The sequence below is a fragment of the Pseudomonas cannabina genome, from assembly GCF_900100365.1.
GTDB classification, from domain to species: domain Bacteria; phylum Pseudomonadota; class Gammaproteobacteria; order Pseudomonadales; family Pseudomonadaceae; genus Aquipseudomonas; species Aquipseudomonas cannabina.
Genome location: NZ_FNKU01000001.1, coordinates 4935891 through 4950173 on the forward strand (window position 1 = coordinate 4935891; position 14283 = coordinate 4950173).

14 protein-coding genes are annotated in these 14283 nt (G+C 59.9%); 9 read left to right on the top strand and 5 right to left on the bottom strand.

The window, feature by feature from the left end; all coding sequences use genetic code 11:
- Positions 1-4: 4 nt before the first annotated feature.
- Positions 5-1231 carry a TolC family protein gene (locus BLT55_RS23375; protein WP_074801496.1) on the bottom strand — a complete coding sequence of 409 codons (1227 nt, stop codon included), beginning with the start codon at positions 1229-1231 and terminating at the stop codon, positions 5-7.
- Positions 1232-1484: 253 nt separating this feature from the next.
- On the opposite strand from BLT55_RS23375, the gene BLT55_RS23380 reads away from it, so the two are divergent.
- The 3 genes from BLT55_RS23380 to BLT55_RS23390 all read left to right on the top strand — a co-directional run bounded on the left by BLT55_RS23380 (position 1485) and on the right by BLT55_RS23390 (position 4050).
- On the top strand, positions 1485-2159 hold the full coding sequence (locus tag BLT55_RS23380) for a heavy metal response regulator transcription factor (RefSeq protein WP_003382360.1): 675 nt from the start codon (positions 1485-1487) through the stop codon (positions 2157-2159).
- On the top strand, positions 2156-3547 hold the full coding sequence (locus BLT55_RS23385; RefSeq protein ID WP_054998970.1) for a heavy metal sensor histidine kinase: 1392 nt from the start codon (positions 2156-2158) through the stop codon (positions 3545-3547). The genes BLT55_RS23380 and BLT55_RS23385 overlap by 4 nt, the downstream gene beginning before the upstream one ends.
- Positions 3548-3663: 116 nt before the next feature.
- The gene (locus tag BLT55_RS23390; RefSeq protein ID WP_054998971.1) at positions 3664-4050 is read left to right on the top strand and encodes an MAPEG family protein; all 387 of its coding nucleotides are present in this window, start codon (positions 3664-3666) and stop codon (positions 4048-4050) included.
- A 54-nt stretch (positions 4051-4104) separates the two neighbouring features.
- On the opposite strand, the gene BLT55_RS23395 is transcribed toward BLT55_RS23390, so the two are convergent.
- From BLT55_RS23395 to BLT55_RS23410, 4 genes are all read right to left on the bottom strand, one after another.
- Positions 4105-4515 carry a DUF1090 domain-containing protein gene (locus BLT55_RS23395; RefSeq protein ID WP_007252798.1) on the bottom strand — a complete coding sequence of 137 codons (411 nt, stop codon included), beginning with the start codon at positions 4513-4515 and terminating at the stop codon, positions 4105-4107.
- A gap of 52 nt (positions 4516-4567) precedes the next feature.
- Entirely contained in the window at positions 4568-6259 is a 1692-nt protein-coding gene (gene ligB, locus BLT55_RS23400; protein WP_054998972.1) for an NAD-dependent DNA ligase LigB, read from the bottom strand.
- A gap of 222 nt (positions 6260-6481) precedes the next feature.
- Positions 6482-7672, bottom strand: a complete 1191-nt coding sequence (metK, locus tag BLT55_RS23405) for a methionine adenosyltransferase (RefSeq protein ID WP_002555698.1) — start codon at positions 7670-7672, stop codon at positions 6482-6484.
- A 20-nt stretch (positions 7673-7692) separates the two neighbouring features.
- Positions 7693-8688 carry an ArsR/SmtB family transcription factor gene (locus BLT55_RS23410; RefSeq protein WP_054998973.1) on the bottom strand — a complete coding sequence of 332 codons (996 nt, stop codon included), beginning with the start codon at positions 8686-8688 and terminating at the stop codon, positions 7693-7695.
- 249 nt (positions 8689-8937) lie between these two features.
- On the opposite strand from BLT55_RS23410, the gene tkt reads away from it, so the two are divergent.
- From tkt to BLT55_RS23440, 6 genes are all read left to right on the top strand, one after another.
- The gene (gene tkt, locus BLT55_RS23415; RefSeq protein ID WP_054998974.1) at positions 8938-10935 is read left to right on the top strand and encodes a transketolase; all 1998 of its coding nucleotides are present in this window, start codon (positions 8938-8940) and stop codon (positions 10933-10935) included.
- A 154-nt stretch (positions 10936-11089) separates the two neighbouring features.
- Complete coding sequence (epd, locus tag BLT55_RS23420) at positions 11090-12133, top strand: erythrose-4-phosphate dehydrogenase (RefSeq protein WP_054998975.1); 1044 nt, start codon at positions 11090-11092, stop codon at positions 12131-12133.
- 21 nt (positions 12134-12154) lie between these two features.
- Entirely contained in the window at positions 12155-13318 is a 1164-nt protein-coding gene (locus BLT55_RS23425) for a phosphoglycerate kinase (RefSeq protein ID WP_054998976.1), read from the top strand.
- A 27-nt stretch (positions 13319-13345) separates the two neighbouring features.
- A complete protein-coding gene (locus BLT55_RS23430) occupies positions 13346-13579 on the top strand; it encodes a hypothetical protein (RefSeq protein WP_054998977.1) in 234 nt (77 codons plus the stop codon).
- Positions 13580-13665: 86 nt separating this feature from the next.
- A complete protein-coding gene (locus BLT55_RS23435) occupies positions 13666-13860 on the top strand; it encodes a hypothetical protein (RefSeq protein ID WP_007252812.1) in 195 nt (64 codons plus the stop codon).
- A 33-nt stretch (positions 13861-13893) separates the two neighbouring features.
- The gene (locus BLT55_RS23440) at positions 13894-14220 is read left to right on the top strand and encodes an MliC family protein (protein ID WP_007252811.1); all 327 of its coding nucleotides are present in this window, start codon (positions 13894-13896) and stop codon (positions 14218-14220) included.
- Positions 14221-14283 lie beyond the last annotated feature (63 nt).

Genomic DNA, 14283 nt, shown 5'->3' on the forward strand with positions numbered 1-14283 from the left:
ACAGTCAGGGGGTGAAGCTGAACCGGTTGAGATCACCGTGGATTCGTTCGATGGCGACTCTCGCCTCGGTCGCTGTCGCCAGCGATTCCAGGTACTGGCTGCGGGCCGATATCAGCGTCCGTTGCGCGTCTAGCACTTCGAGGAAACCGAACTTGCCCATCTCGAAACCACGGGTCGCGGTGTCGACGGCGCGTTGCGCGGCGGGCAGGATAACGGCGTTGAAGGACTCGACTTCCTGCGCAGCGGTGCTCCACTGATCGAGGGCGGATTGCGTCTGAGTGCGCAGCTTGAGCTCGACGGCATTGCGCAGGTCGCGGGACTGGTCTGCCCGGCGTGAGGCGGCGAGCACATTGCCCTGATTTCGATCGAACAACGGCAGCGGCATCGACAGGCCCACAACGTTGACTCGCTCGCGCTCTTCGCGGCTGTACTGGCTGCCGACGCTGACGGTCAGGTCCGGGATGCGCTTGGCGCGTTCCGAGCCCAAAGCGGCTTCGCGCTGTTCGATCTGGGTCTGGGCGAGGCGCAATTCGGCGGACTGATTGAGGGCGGTGAGCAGCTTCGCCGTCGGTGGCGATTTGCCGGGAGAGAGGTCGGTGTAATCCAGACGCTCGAAAGCGGCGGTAGGCGAGCCGGTGGCGCGCGCCAGTTCCCGGTTGCTGTTGATTTTCAGGGTTTCAGCGCGGCGCACCAGCAAGTCGGTCTCTGCCAGTTGCACTTGCGCGCGAGTGGCTTCCACCGGCGAGACCTTACCCGCCCGCACCCGCCCTTCGGCGACTTGCAGGCCACGTTCGGCAAGCGCCCTGGATTGCCGCGCCAGCTCCAGACCGGCCTGCGCCCGCGCGGCGGCGTAAAACGCTTGAACCACTTCAGCGCGCAGTTCATTGCCGCGCCTTTCAAGCTCCAGTCGAGCGGCGTCCTGGCCCTTGCTGGCCGCCTCGATACGCGCGCCGCGCTTGCCGCCCAGCTCCAGCGCCTGGCTGAGCATCACGGTGGTGGTGCTGGTGTCACGCCTGGTATCTTCGACTTCCCAAGACACTACCGGGTTGGGAATCAGCCCGGCCTGCTGCCGATCCCCCTCGGCGACGCCGATTTCCCATTGCGCGGCGGCAAGTTCCGGGTTGTAGGCAAAAGCGGCTTCCAGTGCCTGCGGCAGGCTGATGCCCTGGGCCGTCGCAATGCCGGGAGCCACAAGGGGTAATAACAACAGACAAAGCGCGCCGACTCTCATATCGGCCACCCCGCCAAATCATCGGTACGCCGAGTGCGCAGGTTGTTCTCCGGTCCCATGAATCACCCCATCAAAGCAAAAAATAACAAACAGGCACGTGGGCGCTGAAGTTGGCAGTGAGGACTTTATGCAATGGGAGCTATCACAGGGATTGCCGGAAAATTACGATTCTGTTATCCAGCAAGATAAGCGTTTCTTTTCAGTACACTGCGCGGCATTGTCATCATCCGTTCATCAAACAGGAAGCCTGATTATGCGAATCCTTGTAGTAGAGGACGAGCCGAAAACTGCCGAGTACATGCATCAGGGGCTCACCGAAAGTGGTTATGTCGTGGACATCGCGGCCACCGGTCTTGATGGGCTCTACCTCGCGCAGCATCAGGCCTACGACGTGGTGATTCTGGATGTGAACCTGCCGGAGATGGACGGTTGGGAGGTCTTGAGCCGTCTCAGGAAAACCGTCAACACGCGCATCATGATGGTCACCGCGCGCGGGCGGCTCGAGGAGAAAGTCAAAGGCCTGGAAATGGGCGCCGATGACTATCTGGTCAAGCCGTTCGAATTTCCAGAGCTGCTGGCCCGGGTTCGCACCCTGATGCGCCGCAGTGAGCAGACCACCACCGCCAAAGTGTTGCAGGTCGGCGATCTGGAACTCGATCAGGGTCGACACCGGGCGTTTCGCGGCAAGCAGCGTATCGACCTGACTACCAAGGAGTTCGCGCTGCTGCACTTGTTGATGCGTCACAGTGGCGAGGTCATGTCGCGTACCCAGATCATTTCGCTGGTCTGGGACATGAACTTCGATTGCGACACCAACGTGGTGGAAGTTTCGATCCGCCGTTTGCGGGCCAAGATCGACGACCCGTTCGAGACCAAACTGATCCATACCCTGCGTGGTGTGGGTTACGTCCTGGAAGTCCGTGAATGAAACCGACACGTCTCTCGACGCGCCTGGGGCTGACGGTTGTCGCACTGATCGCGTGCCTGGTGCTGGTCATGGAAATGCTCGCCTATGCGGCCATTTCCCGGCAGCTCGATCTGCGTGCAGAAGACGGTCTGAACGAGAAGTTCAGGCAGATTGAACACAGCATGAGCGAGGGGTTTCTCGCGATCGAGGACATCGTTCAATACCCGCATACGCTGCGTGACCAGATCGTTGGGCATGACAGCTTCTCGCTCACGGTTTTCGACACTGCCACGCCTCGGCAACAGTTGATGAGCGTGGGCAATGAAGAGGGGCGAAATCTGCCGGTTCCCGAGAGCGAGCCGCTACCGCAACGTTTTCAGGAGGTGAAATCGGCGCAGGGCCACAAAATCCTGCTGGGTTACAAGACGATACGCCTCAAGACGGGTCAGGACATTCTTGTCAGGCTGTCGATGGACAGGGAAAGCGACGCCGAGCTGCTGCACGCTTACGTCAGGTCGACGTACATGGCCTTGCCGGTGATTCTGCTGTTGGTCGGCTTTGGCGTCTGGTGGGTGGTGCGTCGTGGCCTGCGGCCGCTGAGGGCGTTTCGCAAAGTGACTGCGTTGATCTCGGCCCGCGATCTGTCGCATCGCATGAAAGCGCATGGCCTGCCTGACGAATTGCGCGATCTCGCGCACGCGGTCAACTTCATGCTGCACCGGCTGGATGGCGATGTGCAGCAACTGGCGCAGTTCTCCGACGACCTCGCGCATGAATTGCGCTCGCCGATGAACAACCTCATGGGCAAGGCGCAGGTCACCCTGTCCAGGCCGCGTCCACCGGAAGAATACAAGCGGGCACTGGAATCCTGCACCGAAGAGCTGGAGCGTATGTCGCGCATGATCAGCCAGATGCTGTTTCTGGCCAGCGTCAGTCAGCCCGCCGCGCCGTTGCCGCTCGAAGTCGTGGATTTGCGCGAAGAGTCGGAAAAAGTCGCCGAGCTGTTTTCATCGTCGGCCGAGGAACGCGACATTACCCTGCAGGTTCACGGCGCTGCGAAAGTGTCGGGCGACAAGCTGATGATCCAGCGGGCGATTTCGAACCTGCTGTCCAACGCGATTCGTCACGGCCTGACCGGCAGTGTCATCACGATTACCCTCGCGACGCACGGAGATGAAGTGTCGCTGGCCGTGCGCAATGCGGGCGACGGTATTGACGTAGAACATCTGCCGCGATTGTTTGACCGCTTTTACCGGGTTCACGTCAGCCGTGCCCGGCAGCAGGGCGGCACCGGGCTGGGGCTGGCCATCGTGCGCTCGATCATGAGCCTGCATGAAGGGCAGGTGACGGTTCAGAGTGAGCCAGGGCAGTTCACGACCTTCAATCTGATTTTCCCCGGGCTGGTGTGATACAGCCGGTTACAGGTCGCGCGTCGAGAACCTTTCGCTGAGCTATTGTTCATAAGGTTGTAACCGGTGTTGTCCGGCATGCGTCAATCGACGCTGAACCTATAAAGGATGGACGTATGACAGTTGCTTTCTGGTGCGTGCTGGTCGCGATACTGCTGCCGATTATCTGTGCCGGCATCGCCAAGTTCGGCAGCGGACACAATCATGACCCGCGCGCCTTTCTCGACACGCTTGAGGGCTTTCCGCGACGCGCCCATGCGGCGCAGCTCAACAGCTATGAAGTGACTCCGGCGTTCGCTGCGGCGGTGATCATTGCGCACATCGCCGGCAATGCGCAGCTGGTGACTATCGACGTGCTGGCGGTGCTGTTTATCACCAGTCGCCTGTTGTACATCATTTTCTATCTGGCAGACCTCGCTGCCTTGCGTTCCGCTGTATGGCTGGTCGGCATGGGGCTGATCATTGCGCTGTTCGGCCTGTCGGCCTTCCCGGCTGCTGCCTGATACCGCGTTGGCGACGCTGTCTGTAACGGGCAGCGTCGCAACCTACGACGGCGATCAATCGTCCGGCTGGACTTTTTCCAGCTCTGTCTGCGCGTCCTGCAGTTCCTTGCGAGATTCAGCGAGCTTGTCCTTGCGCTTGTTGATCCGCTCCGGATCACCCTTGTCCATCGCTTTGTTCAGGTCGGTCTGACGACGGCTCACTTCACGTTTGGCGTCCAGCACCTTTTGCTCGCGCTGTTTAAGCAAGGATGTTTCGGTACACGTGGCGTTGACCTCGGCAAGGGCTTTTTCCAGTCCGCTCTGCTCGGCCTTGTTGCCTTCGGTCTTGGCGTTCTGAATCTTGCTGCTGATTTCCTGACTTTTGATCAGGCACTCGGAAGGCGGCGGTGCCTGTTCAGCGGCAAGCACGCTTGTTGCCAGCAGCGTGCAACTGGTGAAAAGGATCAATGGTGATAAAAACCGCATGTGAACTCCACTTGAAAATGACAACCCGGACAAGAAAAGTGAACGTCCGCTACTAGAAACCTGAAATACCCTGCGCCTGCAATTGCTGGCTTATTGCCTGTACTTGCGGATCGTGAAAGAACGCTCTGAGTTTCGCTGCCCTGCCTGGACCTATGCCCGGCTCTGCCTGCCATTGCTCGACGGACCGGGCTGCGAGGTCGTGCCAGTTATCGGGCAGTTTCGCAGTGCCTGTGGGTGGCAGGCCAATGGCCTTGAGCCACACCTGAAACGGCCGTTCGCGGGCTGTTTGCAGGCTCGCGAGCAGTTTAGCGCTGCTGCGTTCTGCGAAGCCGGGAATGTTAGCAAGCTCAGCATGATTCAGGGTCATCCAATCGAGTAAGCCTGCAATCCGGCCGTTTTCAATCAGTCTGTCCCAAGTGCCCGGACCGACCCCGGGCAACGCGAGACCTTTCTTGCCGCTGAGCCAGACCAGCCGTGCGCGAAACTGGCTTTCACAGCCGGGTGTGGCTTGCCAGCAGCTCAATTCATGAAAATCACGGGCGTTTGGAGTGCTCATTTCTGCGCGCTCTGTGGCGCGAGATACCACGCTGTCGAGTCGTGGAATCGTCAGCCCGGTCAGGCTCACTGCCACCTGATCGCCGGGCCGGATGTCCAGTGCCTGCCAGCGTTGCAGCGAACCTGCGCTGATGCGGGTGACGATCCGGTCGTCGAGGCGCACCGGCGTCAGTTCCAGCACCGGGGTGATTCTGCCGCTGCGCCCGACAGTGAAGTTGATGTTGCGCACTTCGGCCAGCGTCTGGGCGTAAGGGTGTTTCCAGGCCGCGATCCAGTACGGCGCAGTGGCTTGCCAGCGCTGCGCGGGTGGCCGCTGGCCTTGGCGCATGATCACGCCGTCTGTGGCGAACGGCAGCGGATTGCGATACCAGTGCTCGCGCCACTTCGCCGCCTGAGCGTGGTTTTCCAGCAAATGCGTGTAGCCCACACTGTCGCCAAATCCCATGGCTTGCAGGCCGGCGAGCCGCTGGGCCATATCCGCGGGCCCGTTTGGCCAGTCCCAGACGAACAGGCCAATGGCGTCGGCCTGCTGCGGTTTGATCGTCTGCCGTGCCAACAACCCCGCGACCTTGCTGCGAGCATTGACGCTTCCTGAGGTCGCCTGAATATGCTCGTCGAGCCGCCAGTAGAGCTCGCCTTGCAGGATCACCGATTCAGTTCGGGGCAACTGCCGAGGGATCGCCTTGATCAAACGCGCCTGCGGGGTCCAGTCCTGTCCCTGTATCCCGTCACCACGACTGATCGCCTGCACGAGACGGCCCTCGTCATAAATCAGCGTGACCGCCACGCCATCGACCTTGGGCTGAATCCACAGATCGGTTCGGCCCTTGAGCCAGGCTTTGACGTCTTTCTCGTCCGCGAGCTTGTTCACACCTGTATGCGGGATAGGGTGCGCCAGCGGTCCCGTTGCGGTTGCCAGCGGATTGGCCTCAGGTGTCGATACGGCAAAACATGTACGCCATGCGCTCAGCTTCTGCCGTGCCTGATCGTAAAGCTCGTCAGGGATCAGCGAGATGCCTTGCCGGTGGTAACTGTCTTCCCAGCTGGCTATCTGCTGTTGCAGGGCTGTGATTTCGCTGCTCGCCTTAGCGGGAGACCAGTCAGGGCACTGGCTGGCATGGCTGGCATGGCTGAGCGTTGTGAAGAAAGTCAGAAGGGCGCACGTCATCAGGCGTAGGGCAGGCAACATCGAAGCATCCTTGCTTTAGGAATTGGCTCGATGAGGCTAGCTGCTGGTGCGGTTTACAGAAGGGTTGCCTGGTTACCGGGTTTTGCCAAAACTCTGTGCCGCCTGTTTGATGACAGGACGCAGAGCGTCCAGAACGGCATGCGACGCGGAGCGTCGCACGATAATCTTCAGGCGAAAAAAAGCCCCGAACGACTTAGTCGTCCGGGGCTTCTTCAGGGGTTTTTACAGGCCGGCAGCTGCGCGCAGGGCGTCGGCGCGGTCGGTTTTTTCCCAGGTGAAGGCGGTGAAGGTATCATCGCCAACGGTCATTTCGACCGGAGTACGACCGAAGTGGCCGTAGGCCGCAGTGGCCTGGTACATCGGGTGCAGCAGGTCGAGCATGGTAGTGATGGCATACGGGCGCAGGTCGAAGTTGTCGCGAACCAGCTTGATGATCTTGTCGTCCGACAGTTTGCCGGTGCCGAAGGTGTTCAGCGAGATCGACGTAGGCTGGGCAACGCCGATGGCGTAGGACACCTGGATTTCGCAGCGCTCGGCAAGGCCGGCCGCGACGATGTTCTTGGCAACGTAACGACCGGCGTAGGCGGCCGAACGGTCAACCTTCGACGGGTCCTTGCCGGAGAATGCCCCGCCACCGTGACGGGCCATGCCGCCGTAGGTGTCGACGATGATCTTGCGGCCGGTCAGGCCACAGTCGCCTACCGGGCCACCGATGATGAAGTTGCCGGTCGGGTTGATGTGGAACTGAGTGTCCTTGTGCAGCAAATGCGCAGGGATGACGTGCTTGACGATCAGCTCCATCACGCCTTCGCGCAGGTCTTTGTAGGACACATCCGGGTTATGCTGGGTCGACAGCACGATGGCGTCGACGCCGACCACTTTGCCATTTTCGTAACGGCAGGTGACCTGGGATTTGGCATCCGGGCGCAGCCACGGCAGCAGGCCGGACTTGCGGGCTTCGGCCTGGCGCTGCACCAGTTGGTGCGAGAAGGTGATCGGCGCTGGCATCAGCACGTCGGTTTCGTTGCTGGCGTAGCCGAACATCAGGCCCTGGTCGCCAGCGCCCTGATCTTCAGGCTTGCTGCGGTCGACGCCCTGGGCGATATCCACCGACTGTTTGCCGATGATGTTCATCACGCCGCAGGTCGCGCCGTCGAAGCCGACGTCGGAGCTGTTGTAGCCAATGTCGAGGATGACGTTACGCACGATGTCTTCCAGATCGACCCAGGCCGAAGTCGACACTTCGCCAGCGATGATCGCCACACCGGTCTTGACCAGTGTTTCGCATGCTACGCGGGCGTATTTGTCTTCAGCGATGATAGCGTCCAGAACCGCGTCTGAAATCTGGTCGGCGATCTTGTCCGGATGCCCTTCGGACACGGACTCGGAGGTGAAAAGTGAGTATTCGCTCATCTCTACGGGTTTCCTTCATTTTACCGATGGTGAGTGTCGCCAGCCGGTCGCTGAAAATGGCGAACCTGGATCTGGAAACCATTACGTAAGCCTACATAGAGGCTTTCCCCGGGAACTAGCCCCGCAGCGATAGCCCAACGGGCCAGGTCTTCCTGCTCGAAACCTAACCAGAGATCGCCACAGGCCTCCCTGGCCCAACTCTGGTCATGACTACACAATTCTGTTACCAGCAAGCTACCGCCGGGTTTTACGTGTTCGGCCAGTTGCCTGAGGGCTTCGGCCGGTGCCGCGAAATGATGCAGCACCATGTTGAGGACGACGCAATCGGCGCTGACTTTACTGTCGTTCAGTGCATCGGCCAGTCTCAGCTCAACGTTAGCCAGTGCCTTGCGTTCGCAGACGCCGCGCGCCAGATCCAGCATGGCCGGGCTGTTGTCCATCGCGACGACATGCCGGAAACGCCGTGCCAGTTCCGGCAGGAAGCCACCGTCGCCGGGGCCTACTTCCAGAGCGGTTGCCTGCGCGCCGAGGCTCAGTTTGTCGAGCAACGTCAGAAGGCTTTCACTGTACTGAGCCAGGCCGGCGATCAGGTCTTGCTGGGCGCGAAACTTTTCCGCGGTACGGGCGAAGAAATCCTGACTGGCCATGGCCCGCTGCCTGTGCACCAGACCAATGCGGTTCTGAACCTCGTCGGGCAGGTCCAGTGTATCGACTTCATCGAGCAACGCCGCGTGCAACCTGCCGCCCGGTAATGCGGTGTGGGGCAGGGCGCGGCGGTAGAAGATCGCGTTGCCTTCCCGTCTTGTCGCTACCAGATCGGCTTGCGCCAGGACCTTCAGGTGATGACTCATGCCGGACTGCCCGATCGCGAAAATCTGCGCCAGTTCGAGCACACCGAACGAATCGTTGGTCAGTGCACGCAAGACATTCAGCCGTAGCGGATCGCCGCCGGCCTTGCACAATGCAGAGAGGTCGTCGCATGCATCATGGCGAATTGCGGGCACACGCAGGTTCATAAGCTCCGCAGTCTAGAGAGCGATTCATGGCACCGCAAGGGCAATATCAAAAAGTTTTGATATTGCCCTTGGGTCAGACGTGGTGAACTTGTCGGGGAGCGCTGTGATCCAGTCTTTACGGGCTAAATAATGTCCGTAACGCAGGAAAAGAGCCTATCGTCGACATCTGTCATTGCCCCCGGCCTGTCCGTGAGGGAAAATGAACGTCTTTTTTCCGACCCTAATTTTACAATTCCCAGGAGATCAGCGATGCCAAGCCGTCGTGAGCGTGCCAATGCTATTCGTGCCCTAAGCATGGATGCCGTGCAAAAAGCCAACAGCGGCCATCCGGGTGCCCCGATGGGCATGGCGGATATCGCCGAGGTCCTGTGGCGTGATTACCTGAAGCACAGCCCGAAGAACCCGTCGTTTGCCGATCGTGACCGTTTCATCATGTCCAACGGCCATGGTTCGATGCTGGTCTACTCGCTGCTGCACCTGACCGGTTATGACCTGTCGATCGACGACCTGAAAAGCTTCCGTCAATTGCACAGCCGCACGCCGGGCCACCCTGAATTCGGTTACACCCCGGGCGTCGAGACCACCACCGGTCCGCTGGGTCAGGGCTTCGCCAACGCCGTCGGTTTCGCCGCTGCCGAGAAGACCCTTGCCGCGCAGTTCAACCGTCCTGGCCATACCATCGTTGACCACAACACCTACGTGTTCATGGGCGATGGCTGCATGATGGAAGGCATTTCCCATGAAGTCGCGTCGCTGGCCGGTACGCTGCAACTGGGCAAGCTGATCGCTTTCTACGACGACAACGGTATTTCCATCGACGGCGAAGTCGAAGGCTGGTTCACCGATGACACGCCAAAGCGTTTCGAAGCCTACGGCTGGCAGGTCATCCGCAATGTTGACGGCCATGACGCCGAAGAAATCAAGATTGCGATCGACACCGCTCGCAAAAGCGCTCAGCCAACCCTGATCTGCTGCAAGACCACCATCGGTTTCGGTTCGCCGAACAAACAGGGCAAGGAAGAGTCCCACGGCGCGCCGCTGGGTGCCGACGAAATCGCCCTGACCCGCGCCGCGCTGAAGTGGAACTACGGCCCGTTTGAAATCCCGGCTGATATCTACGCCGAATGGGATGCGAAAGAAAAAGGTCTGGCTGTGGAAGCCGAGTGGGATCAGCGTTTTGCTGCCTATTCCGCCGCCTTCCCTGAGCTGGCCAACGATTTCATCCGTCGCATGAGCGGCGAGTTGCCTGCCGACTTTGCCGAGAAATCCGCAGCGTACGTCGCTGAAGTCAACGCCAAAGGCGAAACCATCGCCAGCCGCAAGGCCAGCCAGAACGCGTTGAGCGCACTGGGCCCGTTGCTGCCTGAAATCCTCGGCGGTTCGGCCGACCTGGCGGGTTCCAACCTGACCATCTGGACAGGCTGCAAGAGCATCACCGGCGAAGACCCTAATGGCAACTACCTGCATTACGGCGTTCGCGAATTCGGCATGGCCGCCATGATGAATGGTATCGCCCTGCACGGTGGCTTCGTGCCGTACGGCGCAACCTTCCTGATCTTCATGGAATACGCTCGCAATGCGGTGCGTATGGCCTCGCTGATGAAGAAGCGCGTGATCTACGTGTTCACCCACGACTCCATCGGTCTGGGCGAAGATGGCCCGACTCACCAGCCAATCGAGCAACTGACCAGCTTGCGGACCACGCCGAACCTGGACACCTGGCGCCCGGCGGATGCCGTTGAATCGGCAGCGGCCTGGAAGCACGCCATCGAGCGTAATGACGGTCCGTCGGCGTTGATTTTCTCGCGTCAGAACCTGACGCACCAGGCGCGTGATGAGGCCCAACTGGCCAACATCGCTCGTGGTGGCTATGTGCTGCGCGACTGTGCTGGCGAGCCTGAGCTGATTCTGATCGCGACCGGTTCGGAAGTCGGTCTGGCTGTTGAAGCCTACGACAAGCTGACTGCCCAGGGCCGCAAGGTTCGCGTGGTGTCCATGCCGTGCACCAGCATCTTTGAAGCTCAGGATGCGCTGTACAAGCAGGAAGTGTTGCCACTTCAGGTCAGCGCACGTATTGCCATCGAAGCGGCGCATGCCGACTACTGGTACAAATACGTCGGTCTGGAAGGCCGCGTGATCGGCATGACCACCTTCGGCGAATCGGCCCCTGCGTCAGCGCTGTTCGAAGAGTTCGGCTTCACACTGGAAAACGTCCTGAGCATTGCTGAAGAGCTGCTGGAAGACTGATCAGCTGTGTGATGTTGATGTTGTGGGAGCGAGCTTGCTCGCGAATGTAGCAACTCGGTAAATCAGGTACACCGAGTGCTCCCATTCGCGGACAAGTCCGCTCCCACAGGTTTTATCGTTTACGCAATCTGATCCATCCCTTGGCGAAAACTCCATGCCCCAGCCCCGCCCTTACAAAGTTGCTCTGAACGGCTACGGCCGTATCGGTCGTTGCGTCGTTCGCGCACTGTGTGAGCGAGGGGCGAAGGCCGGGTTTGAAGTGGTCGCCATCAACGATCTGGCTGATATGGCCAGTCTTGAATACCTCACGCGCTTTGACTCGACACATGGCCGGTTTCCCGGTGAAGTGCGGGTTGAAGGGCAATACCTGCACATCAATGATCACTGCATCAACGTGCTGCGCAGTGCGACGCCGGAAGGTGTCGACTGGGCCGCACTGGAAGTCGATCTGGTGCTTGAGTGCTCAGGTGTCTACAACACCCGTGAAGACGGGCAGCGTTTTCTGGATGCCGGTGCGCCGCGGGTGCTGTTTTCCCAGCCAATGGCCAGCGAGCGGGATGTCGATGCCACGGTGGTGTTCGGCATCAATCAGCACAGGCTGACCGGGCGCGAGCTGCTGGTGTCAGCCGCCTCCTGTACCACCAACTGCAGCGTGCCGCTGTTGCGTTTGCTGGATCAGGCGATTGGTCTGGAATACATCACCATTACCACCATTCACTCGGCGATGAATGATCAGCCGGTGATCGACGCTTATCACCATGAGGATCTGCGTCGCACTCGCTCGGCTTTCCAGTCGATCATTCCGGTGTCCACCGGTCTGGCGCGAGGAATCGAGCGGCTGCTTCCGGAACTTGCCGGCCGAATTCAGGCCAAAGCTGTTCGCGTACCGACCGTCAATGTGTCGTGTCTGGACATTACACTGCAGATGTCGCGGGACACCGATGCTGTGGAGATCAACCGTATCCTGAGTGAGGCCGCTACCCGTGGCCCGCTCAAGGGGCTGTTGGCCTACACTGAACTGCCGCACGCCAGCTGCGATTTCAACCATGACCCGCATTCGGCCATTGTCGATGCGAGTCAGACCCGCGTTTCCGGACCCCGGCTGGTCAATCTGCTGGCCTGGTTCGACAACGAGTGGGGCTTTGCAAACCGAATGCTCGACGTTGCAGATCACTTTCTGCGCGTCGCTGACCAATAACAGTAAAAAACAGGAATGCTCATGACCGTGTTGAAGATGACCGACCTCGATCTGCAAGGCAAACGTGTACTGATCCGCGAAGACCTCAACGTCCCGGTCAAGGACGGCGTTGTCAGCAGTGATGCGCGTATCCTTGCTTCGCTGCCGACCATCAAGCTGGCGCTGGAAAAAGGCGCTGCGGTCATGATCTGCTCGCACCTGGGTCGTCCGACCGAGGGCGAGTTTTCGGCCGAGAACAGCCTGAAGCCGGTTGCCGAGTACCTGAGCAAGGCATTGGGTCGCGACGTTCCACTGGTTGCTGATTATCTGGACGGTGTCGACGTCAAGGCCGGCGATGTCGTCCTGTTCGAAAACGTTCGCTTCAACAAGGGCGAGAAAAAGAACGCCGATGAGCTGGCGCAGAAATACGCGGCCCTCTGCGACGTGTTCGTGATGGACGCTTTCGGGACGGCTCACCGCGCAGAGGGTTCCACCCACGGCGTTGCAAAGTTCGCCAAAGTGGCGGCGGCTGGCCCGTTGCTGGCGGCTGAGCTGGATGCGCTGGGCAAGGCGCTGGGCGCTCCGGCCCAGCCCATGACCGCCATCGTCGCTGGTTCCAAGGTGTCCACCAAGCTGGACGTGCTCAACAGCCTGAGCGGCATCTGCAATCAGTTGATCGTCGGCGGCGGTATTGCCAACACCTTCTTGGCCGCAGCCGGTCACAAGGTCGGCAAGTCGCTGTATGAGCCGGACTTGCTCGACACCGCGCGCGCCATCGCCGCCAAGGTCAGCGTGCCGTTGCCGACTGACGTGGTGGTCGCCAAGGAATTCGCCGAGAGCGCGACTGCAACCGTCAAGCTGATCGCTGACGTCGCTGATAACGACATGATTCTGGACATCGGTCCGCAGACTGCTGCGCATTTTGCCGAATTGTTGAAATCTTCCGGGACTATCCTGTGGAACGGTCCGGTCGGCGTGTTCGAGTTCGACCAGTTCGGTGAAGGCACCAAAACGCTGGCCAAGGCCATCGCTGAAAGCAGCGCGTTTTCCATCGCGGGCGGCGGCGACACGCTGGCAGCGATCGACAAGTATGGCGTGGCAAAACAGATTTCCTACATCTCCACCGGCGGCGGTGCCTTTCTCGAGTTCGTGGAAGGCAAGGTTCTGCCTGCGGTTGAAATGCTCGAACAACGTGCCAAGGCCTGAATGAAGGCGTTGGACAAGGAGTAGGCAATGGTCAGGGCGTTACCGTGGGTGCTCATCGCAGGTTTGCTGGCCGGTTGTGCGAGCAAGCCTGATGCTGAAGAGGTGGATGCAGGCACTCCGAACCCGTTGCTCCAGTTGAGCTGCTACCAGGCGGGCTGGCAGGCCGAGACCGTGCCGGTGATCTACAAGCGTGGTGGTCAGGAAGTCTGGGATCGGTACGAATTCATGCCCAGAACGACAGGTGGTGTGGGCTGCCTGTAGTTCGGGCCTGAAACCCTTTTGGCAACATTGACGCGCTTCGGCGGTCTTCATTGAGCAGATATTTTTTCCGAGGAAGGAGTTTCGTCATGAAGATCGCTGCCCTGGCTTTGATGAGCTGTGTTGCACTGGCGGGCTGTACCGGTTCTGGTTCCGCCAGGACATGCCAGATATTCAGCCCGGCTTCTGTGAATGTGCCAACGACCGAGAACACTCAACGGGTCGAGGCGCACGTCACGGGTGAACCGGCCGACGACAGTAAACAGGAACAGAACTGCCCCTGATTCTACGGTTTGGCAGGGCAGGCAGGAGAATTGATGAAAGGCTTGTTTGCCCTTGTGGCGTTGGCGGCGCTTGGCGGATGTTCGAGCATGAGCACTCCGCAGCAGAATGACCCGTGGAATCGCTGGGTGTGTGACAGCAACGCCGAGGTTCACTGGCGCTATATCGACTCGGCCCAAAAGGAAGTCGATGTGCGTCTGAACCAGAGCGATCAGGTGTTCAGGCTCAAGGCCGAACCCGGCGCTGCCAGTGGCACGCTGTACAGCAATAATGTGTTGGCATTCGTCAACAAGGGTAGCGAAGGCCTGATCTACTGGGACGCTACCAACGATCTGATCGGTCGCGGCTGCAAAGCCAGATAAGTCGGACCTTTGGCACACACGCCTGGTCCTTGCGACCATGCTTATAACTTGAATAGCGGCCGC

Bases quoted from the DNA above. Each gene is read 5' to 3' on its own strand.
- BLT55_RS23430 (WP_054998977.1), top strand. From the start codon at position 13,346: ATGGTCAGGGCGTTACCGTGGGTGCTCATCGCAGGTTTGCTGGCCGGT.
- BLT55_RS23440 (WP_007252811.1), top strand. From the start codon at position 13,894: ATGAAAGGCTTGTTTGCCCTTGTGGCGTTGGCGGCGCTTGGCGGATGT.
- BLT55_RS23410 (WP_054998973.1), bottom strand. From the start codon at position 8,688: ATGAACCTGCGTGTGCCCGCAATTCGCCATGATGCATGCGACGACCTC.
- BLT55_RS23385 (WP_054998970.1), top strand. From the start codon at position 2,156: ATGAAACCGACACGTCTCTCGACGCGCCTGGGGCTGACGGTTGTCGCA.
- BLT55_RS23395 (WP_007252798.1), bottom strand. From the start codon at position 4,515: ATGCGGTTTTTATCACCATTGATCCTTTTCACCAGTTGCACGCTGCTG.
- ligB (WP_054998972.1), bottom strand. From the start codon at position 6,259: ATGTTGCCTGCCCTACGCCTGATGACGTGCGCCCTTCTGACTTTCTTC.
- tkt (WP_054998974.1), top strand. From the start codon at position 8,938: ATGCCAAGCCGTCGTGAGCGTGCCAATGCTATTCGTGCCCTAAGCATG.
- metK (WP_002555698.1), bottom strand. From the start codon at position 7,672: ATGAGCGAATACTCACTTTTCACCTCCGAGTCCGTGTCCGAAGGGCAT.
- BLT55_RS23425 (WP_054998976.1), top strand. From the start codon at position 12,155: ATGACCGTGTTGAAGATGACCGACCTCGATCTGCAAGGCAAACGTGTA.
- BLT55_RS23375 (WP_074801496.1), bottom strand. From the start codon at position 1,231: ATGAGAGTCGGCGCGCTTTGTCTGTTGTTATTACCCCTTGTGGCTCCC.
- BLT55_RS23380 (WP_003382360.1), top strand. From the start codon at position 1,485: ATGCGAATCCTTGTAGTAGAGGACGAGCCGAAAACTGCCGAGTACATG.
- BLT55_RS23435 (WP_007252812.1), top strand. From the start codon at position 13,666: ATGAAGATCGCTGCCCTGGCTTTGATGAGCTGTGTTGCACTGGCGGGC.
- epd (WP_054998975.1), top strand. From the start codon at position 11,090: ATGCCCCAGCCCCGCCCTTACAAAGTTGCTCTGAACGGCTACGGCCGT.
- BLT55_RS23390 (WP_054998971.1), top strand. From the start codon at position 3,664: ATGACAGTTGCTTTCTGGTGCGTGCTGGTCGCGATACTGCTGCCGATT.